The organism is Kiloniellales bacterium (genome assembly GCA_030064845.1).
In the GTDB taxonomy this organism is placed as follows: domain Bacteria; phylum Pseudomonadota; class Alphaproteobacteria; order Kiloniellales; family JAKSDN01; genus JASJEC01.
Map to the genome: position 1 here is coordinate 138,064 of JASJEC010000002.1, position 7,902 is coordinate 145,965.

Annotated in this window: 3 protein-coding genes; 1 reads left to right on the forward strand and 2 read right to left on the reverse strand. The window is 63.6% G+C overall.

What is annotated here, in order from left to right:
• Positions 1 to 81: 81 nt before the first annotated feature.
• Positions 82 to 1,608, reverse strand: coding sequence for a hypothetical protein (locus tag QNJ67_01580; protein ID MDJ0607642.1), 1,527 nt, complete (start codon positions 1,606 to 1,608; stop codon positions 82 to 84).
• On the opposite strand from QNJ67_01580, the gene QNJ67_01585 reads away from it, so the two are divergent.
• Positions 1,582 to 7,035 (forward strand): hypothetical protein, encoded by a 5,454-nt coding sequence (locus QNJ67_01585; protein MDJ0607643.1) that lies wholly within the window; start codon positions 1,582 to 1,584, stop codon positions 7,033 to 7,035. The two genes, QNJ67_01580 and QNJ67_01585, sit on opposite strands and share 27 nt — an antisense overlap.
• A gap of 138 nt (positions 7,036 to 7,173) precedes the next feature.
• Here QNJ67_01585 and QNJ67_01590 read toward each other — a convergent pair.
• Positions 7,174 to 7,902: type IV pili methyl-accepting chemotaxis transducer N-terminal domain-containing protein (locus tag QNJ67_01590; protein ID MDJ0607644.1), on the reverse strand; the 729-nt coding region annotated here is incomplete at its 5' end.

Genomic DNA, 7,902 nt, shown 5'->3' on the forward strand with positions numbered 1-7,902 from the left:
TGCTCGCACCCCTGAGCCCGCCCTGGCGCCGGGCGTGCGAGATGGAAAAGGTCCCTGCCATCTGGATTAGCCGAGCGTCCGCTATTCGGTCTCGGCATCCCACAACTCTATGAAACGGTGCTCGTCGCCACCGCCGAATCCTTTTTCGATGTCCGTGCGGATGTTGGCGATGTGCCGGTCGACTTCGTTGGCCGCGACCACGGCGCTCGGCTTTCGGTCTTCGCGCGTGTGAACCTCCGGCCGCGCGGCCAGCCGCAAGATCGGTATGACATTGTCATCGTCGACGCCCTGCTTGGCCCAGACCACCAAGGCGTCGATAAGCTGTTCAACCTCCTTCTTCTCGCCCCAACCGGTCCAGGCGAGCGCGCGTCCAGCGGGTAACGCCAGTTCATCCTTTCCGAAGAGATGATCTTGGGCTTGCCGGCGGTAGGTCTCCCGGTCGAACTCGTGGCGCGCGGTCACGGTCGGATTCTCGCCCCGCTCAGGGGCAATCAGGCGGATGAGAATCTTGCGCGCGACCGGGGCCAAGTCCGGGTCCTTGCTGATCACCTGCAAGAGGCTCGTGACCAGTTTGCCCTGATGGGAAATGCCAGGCACAGGCACGACCGGCCCCTCGGCCAGCACGTCGACCGCGGCGCGCCGCAGGTCCGAAACCTCGAGGGGCATGAAGGGACGCAGGCCATTGACGAACGACATATTCTCTGTGTCCGCCGGGTGGTAGTCCAGGGCTCGACTGAGCGCGTCGAAGGTCGAGCGCCCGATATGGCTGTAGCGCTTTGCCTGGTTCCGATACGGCTCGGAGGTAAGATCCGGCGTTGCCAGCGACAGGGTGTAGAAGATCTGCAAGGTCGCCTTCGCCATCTTGCCGTAGGCCGCTTGGTAACCCGGGTAGCGCTTCGATCTGGCGAACTCGTAGAGCAGTTCGCCGGGAAGAGGTATGGAATCCTTTTCGCTTCCCGGTTGGCCGCCGAACAGCGGGAGGAGATCGATCGGATTGACCTGCATTCGCTGGAGAGACTGATGCATGTCGCCCGTGGCACCCTGCTGCCCGAAGACCAGAAGCGCTCCCTCCTTCAGTCCACTGGCCGCTGCCGGCGCCGAGCCTGATGAAAGGCCCATCGATCCGTCGGGATCGAGTGCGGCAAAGATCGCCGCCCGGTGGCCGGGACCGCCGAAATCGAGGCCCAGCACCTGGTGGCGGTTCGACATCAGGCGGGCAAAGTCCTCGACCGTATCGATCGCGGGATGAACAGTGCAAAAGCACAAGGGCGAAACGCTAAAGACGGCCGGCTTGCGGCTCTTGGGTTGTCCCCCCTCGCCATAGGCCTCGAAAAGGATACGAGGCCAGTGATCCGATTCTGTCATGGGCGCGGAGGGATCGACCGCCGGAATGACCTTGAGCACCCGCCCAGCAAAGAACAGGCCGAGCATGTTCTTTCCGGGCTTGGCTGGCGCGAGCTGCTCGGCCAGTCGCGCCACGGTCCCGGCAGCCGGGCCTTCCGAGTAATGAAAGATGATCTGGTCGGCGGCCGCCGGGTCGTTCGCGGCCAGTAGCGTTAGGACACTTGCGGCCAAGATACTTTGTCGATTTTTTTTCATCAGCTTCACCGCTATGATTTTTGTAGTTGTCACGTATTTTTAGCTATCGAATTGGAAACCAATAAGAATATGCAGCAAGCGGCGATTATGCACAAACGTCGACAAGGCGCCACTTCGGCCGCCCTGGCGCTCGCACTGGTTCTTGGCGCGCCGGGTGCCGGCGCGCAAAACACCCCGCCCGGAAGAGAAGACCACGCCGGCGATCTGGTCGGACCGGTGTTCTACACGGGCCCGGAAGGTCTCGACGGCGAAGAAGCCGCCGTCCGCACCGCCCTGGTGCGCCTTCGCAAGGGCGAGGATGAGGATCTCGACGAGCAGGAACTCATCAATCTCCGGATACGCCTATCCAGGGCCGAAGGCGCCTACCGGGCCGCCTACTCCAAGCTCATCTTCGACGAGATGGCCGCCGCCGATCGTCCCTCTTTCGTCGCCCCAACCGCCTACCACCGTGCCAGTGCGGCGCGGGTGTCTGCCGATGCGAACGCGGCCCATCGGCTACAGACCTATCTCAAGAGCACGCCCGGCGCCTTCGAACGCTGGACCAACCTCGGACCAAGCGGCCTGGACGTCGGGCTCAAGGCGCGCATCGAGACGGGGCTTCGGCTCACCCGAGTCCAGGAGTCGGCAGCCCATCAAGTCATTACCTCGTACAGCCCGACAATCTGCCCAAACCGGGAAGCTCTTCAGCTTGATGCGACCATCGAATCCTCGCGGGTCCACGCCTTGTTTATCGGTCGTTGCACCAGCAAGACCATCTACCGCCTGGCGCTGCTCGCCGAGCGCATCGCCGCCAACCTTCCGAGTGACTACAAGCGCAGCAAGCTGGAGCGCGACAAAGACGTGAGCAGCGATCTCGCCAACGAGATGGCGCGGATACGCCACGAGTTGGACCTGGAGGAATATCAGCGTCTGGCGCTGACCGGCCTGGTGGTCGACCCGGAGACCCGCGCCCCGCTGGGCGGCATTCTCCGCATCCGGATCGCGAAGAATGCCGAACGCTCCCTGATCCAGTACTTCGACCGCGCAGGACGGCAGGGCGAATACCAAAAACTTTGGAAAGGCGAGCCGCTGCGCGATCTGGGCACGGCCATGATCGATCAGATCAAGGAAAGGCCGGACTACAAGATCCTGCGCTACGTCGAGTTCGGCGAGGAGCCGACGCCGAAGGAGCTCTTCCTGATCCTGGCCAACGTGATCCGGGCGGAACAGGAATCGCTGGTCCGGGCCTACAACGACGGATATCTGGGCGGCGATTTCGACGAGGTCGATCTCGAACAGATTTTGCGCGTTCTGAACCAGGACGTCGATTTCGAGGAGAACATCGACGAGGTCAAGAAAAGGCTCGAGTGGTATCTCAAGGAAATGGACGCGGCGCACGACGCTCTGGTCAACGCACGCGCCATGTCGCCGCAAGAGCTGGAGCAGAAGAAACCTGGTAGCTACCAGCTCATACGCAAGATGGGCTACATCGAGATCCCCGATGGGGAAGCGGCGCGGGCCCGCTATGTCATTCCCGAGACACAGGCCGATTTTCGCACCTTCGCCGCTCGTGCCAGCGGCGGCGTTCAGCTGCCAGGCGAAGGCATGCTTTCCGTCGTCAATCTGCGCAACATCGGCGAAGCGGTGCTTTCTGTCGCGGTTCCGGAGTTGGCGGCAGCCCGGGCAATCAGCATAAGCAGGCGTGGCGTGGCTATTTCCCGGGCTGGGCCCTTTTCGGCTTACTTCCGAGAGAACGTGGCGGGCACGCTGATGGACGCGACGATGGAGTATCACCGCAACTGGCGCGATGCCAAAGCGGGCGAGGAGGTGAAAGGCGTCGAGTGGGATCGCCTCATTCTCGAGTCCGTGGTCCTGGGAAGCGTCCTACAGTTTACCGGCGGCGCCGTCGATTCCGCTTTCGGATCATCCCTCAAGGTTCTGGGCCGGGCGACACCGAAATCCGCGCTCTACAAATTCATCGCGCGGAATCCGCGGTCGGCGCGCCTTGCGGAAGACTTCATACAAACCGGGCTTGGAATCGCCTCCGATACCGCCTTGACCACCTTCTTCCAGATGTATGTCCAGGGCCACATGGACTCGACATCCTGGACGACGGTCATGATGAATGCCGCTCTGACTCGTGCGGTCGCGGGGTCTCTCCACAAAGCGCGGATCCAGAGGCCGTTGACCTGGAGCAAGGTCAGGAGGCATCTGCCGGAGGATCTGCGACGGGAGTTCGATGCCAATCCGCGCCTCGCCGCGGAAACACTGGCCAACGTGAAAAGGCAACTGGCCGCGGCGGAACGGACCTTGGAGGTCTTTCGGCAAAAGAACGAAGGCGCGGCGATTACCGGTGCTCGTCTCTTCTGGGACCTGGCGACCGGCGAACTCAACTGGCGCGACCTGACCAAGGTCGTCTACCCAGCGATGAAGGACGAGCTGGGCATGGCCATGGAAGACCTCCGCGTGCTGCGCCAAACCTATACCGAGGCGATGAAAGAGAACGCCGTCGCCCGCGCGACGCGTGACGTCAATCGCTTCTTCGACTTTCTCGTGATCAAGGCCGGCAAAGAGATCGCGGACGCGAGCAAGTTCGAAGAAAAGCTTACCGAATTGAATGCCCGGCGCGAGCACGAGCTGTCGCTGGTCCGGGAAAAGATCATCGCGCCGGGTTCGGACGATCCGACCAGCGATATCGACCGGTCCAGCGCGTCGGCCTGGGTCCGGCGGCATCTTCGAGCGATCTACGATGCCGATGTCAGGCTCTTGCAGGATGGAGACCCGCCCACCGCGGCCCGCGCCTTCGATACGAACGAGTATTTCAACGTGATTCCCTTTGTCGCCGAGAGCGGAGAGTATTTCCCGGAGATGGTCGACTTCATCGCCAAGGAAGGTCCCGGGAACTTGCGCCACGAAGCGGCCATGGAAGCGCTCGGACTGGCGGCGGCCATGCGCTTCATGAGCGATGGCGACCGCCGGAGCCATCTGGACAACAGGCGCAGGACGCTCAAAGGCCGGATCGAAGCCGGTACGGCGGATCCGCGCGCCTTGGACCGCTTCGAACAGCAGGTCGCCTTCGCCGAGGACAGCCTGGCCAAGGCCGAGGCAGAGTTCACCAAGGAACGCGCCAAGATCGCAAAACGTCATCCAGGGATGAGGGACAGCGAGATCGAACTTCTGACCCTCGATGCGGTCTACGACCGAAACCTAACCAAGATCGGCCTCAAGGAATTCCGCCTTGCACTGATCAAGAACCAGAACAGCGCCGAGGCCCTCAAGTTGCGCGCCGAAATCCTGCGCGACATCGCCGCTGCCCTGCGCCATGGGATCGAGACCTACTCCAGCCCGGTGACCGTCGACATCATCGTCAACCGCGTCCAGCAGGCCAAGCTGCCGAACGGCGACAAGATGAAAACGCGGGACCGTCTCGACGATCCGAATTTCACCATCGAAGGCGAGCTTGGCGAGGCCTATTCGGAGAGCGACATCAAGGCCATGCTCGACGATCAGATCATGTTCATCGCCGAGCATGTCCACGGCTTCAACCACGGACACGAGGGTTTCTACGAAACCGGGCGCGCGCTCGGCAAATACCTCGAACGTGCCTTTCTTGCGATGAAGATCATGGGCCTCGACATTGCCGAGGTCCGCAGCCGGCCAAAGACAGATCCCCACCGGCGATTGCTCGATTACGCGCAGGCCCTGGTCAAGGTCAAGAACGACCCCGAGGCGTTGCTCGATGTTCTGAAAGACTTCTCTCGCTCCTCGCCGAAGTCCCACGAGTCGGGCATGGCGGAGATCTTCTGGCTGATCGAGAAAGTCATGCCGGGCATGGAAGGCATGACCGGCGTCTTGGATGTGAAGCCGATAGAAACGAGCTCGGCGAGCGAGACTCGCGCCGCCGATTCGACCTACCGACGCCGGCGCCTCATCGCGGAAAAGAAATGGCGCGAGAGGCTGACCCTGTTCCGTGCGCTCTTCGGGCCTGATCGGACCGTACAGCTGGTTCATGCCGAAGTTGCCCGGGCGGAAGCCGAGATCCAATGGATCGAGCAACGCATGGAGAACCTCTATCAGCTCGCCGCGGAGTACCAGGTCAAGGACTGGCGAGAGGTCTTGCGTTTGCAGAACGCCGTCCGCGAAAGCCGGCTGATGCTCGCCAATCTGGCCGATCCCAAGGACCCCTTGCTAGCGGAACTGAAAACCAACGAGGCCGCGTTCGAGGACAAGCTAGAGGACCTGCGACGTCCCCTCGTCTATCGCGAGTTGATCGAGCCCCGTCTTTACAAGAGCGGCGCCGGCTACCGGAGGCTCGCCAATCGCAAGGACTATTTGGAGGATCGCCTGGGCAGGCTGCAAGCCGACCTGGAAAGGGAGAAGAAGGGTGCGGATGAGGCACGCCAGCGCATGGGCCTCGACTTGGCGGGGGCTTGGTTGTGCGACACCGAAGCCACGTCCAGCCTGCCCGCAACGCTCGCCGTGGCGGGGGACCGGGTGACCCTGGACTTGGAGCTGCCGGCGCCCTGGACCCATGTCGCCAAAGTCTTCGCCGAACGACGCTGGGGCGCCGTCGAAGGTGTCTGGAAGGTCTTGTCCGGTGCCGATATCTTCGCCGCCGGCATTGTCCGGGCCCTACCGACGCTGGACGGCCGCGAGATCCAGTTCACCACCGCCAGCACCAGTGACCCGGCACTTGCGCTGAATTGGAGCAAGCTGGTCTGCCGTCGCGACTCCGCGAGCCAGACCGCCGCCCTCTCTCAGACCTTCGTGACGCTGGCCTTCGCCGCCCAGGCGGGCGATCCGGATTACGGAAGCTGGAACTTGCGGCAGAAAGTGCCTGCTGGCGTCGGACCGCTTCGATCCAAGGTGCTGTTGCGCCGTGGCCGCCGGGTCTTCGGCCAATACGACCTGGAACCCGGAGACTATCTCCTGTCGGTCACCCTGGCCGGCCGCACCGTCACCAGACCCATTGCAATCAAGCCCGGCAAGGTGGCCGAGATCGAACTTCGGCCCGCTGCCGTACGGGTCTCCGGTCCCAACAGCGAGCGCCTGAAGGAAGCAAGGCTGTATCCCGCCGGGGCGCGGAAGGACGCCTTGGCGGCATTCCGCCCGCAGAACTGGCTCGGCGTCGTCCCGGGGGCCTACGACCTCGAAGTCGTGACCGTCCATGGGTCGGTCTGGATCACCGATGTCGAACTGCGCCCCGGCCAGAGCCTCGAGGTGCGGGCCCGGACCGGCATGTTGAACGTCCAGGGCGCGCCGGCGGGAAGCAGTCTGCGAATCCGTCCCGCCGCCGTCGAGGGCGCCGGCGAGAGGATCTGGGTCGTCATTGGCGACGGCCGGGCCGGTCCCATGCCGCCAGGCAAGTACGAGCTGGCGTGGGAGCGCGATGGCAGGACACAGCACCGCGACGTCCTGATAGGCGCGGACCAGGAGATCAGTGTCGATTTAGAGTAGAGAAAACTAGCAGTCCCCACGCTCCTCAGGGAACAAGTCCGCAACCACGGTCAGAGCCCAGTCTCACCGAATGAAGCGGGGCATACTACCGCGAAGCCGACCCTCAAACCGCGCGGTGGCCCCGCGAAGCGGCAAGGCCTAAATCGTCAGGTACATGATCAGGACCCGGGTCAGGGGCACCGCCATGTCGCTGGAGTACTGCGCCACCTTGGCGATGTCGTTGGCCGTGACCGCGTTGCCGGCGACGGTGGCGCGCAGGATCGGCTGCATCTCCTGCCACATCAGGTCGACCTTCACCAGCTCGTTGCGGATCTCGGGCGTGGCGGCCGGCAGCAGGCGCAGCTCGACGCTGCCGTTGATCAGCCCCTGCATCATCCCGTCGAAGCTGTTGATCATGCGGCTCAGCTGCTCGCGGTCCTGCGGCGCGTAGTCGCCGTAGGCCGCGGTCATCAGGCCACGCAGCAGGATCTGCGTGCTGGCGCGCAGGCGCCCGGTGCCGGTGATGGTCGAGGACAGGATCGAGTGGTGGTCGCCGCCGTGGGCGAAGTACTGGTAGGCCTGCACCAGCGCGGCCAGGGCCTCGAGCGTCTCGGCGTGGCTCGCGGTCAGCGCCGTCATCTGCTCGCGGGAGATCTTCTTGGACTTGGCGACCTCGACGAAGAGGGCGTCGTAGCGCCGCCACAGGGCGTCGACCCGGTCGAGCGCCTGGACCAGCTCGGGCTTGGTCGTCGGCACCAGGCCGATGCCCGGGTTCCCCTGGCGCAGCTCCTTCTGCATGGTGTCGAAACGGAAGCGCGACCAGTGGATCGAGCCCAGCCGCGGGGCCGCGTCGATGCCGAGCGCCGCGAGCAGGGCGCTGTTGGTCAT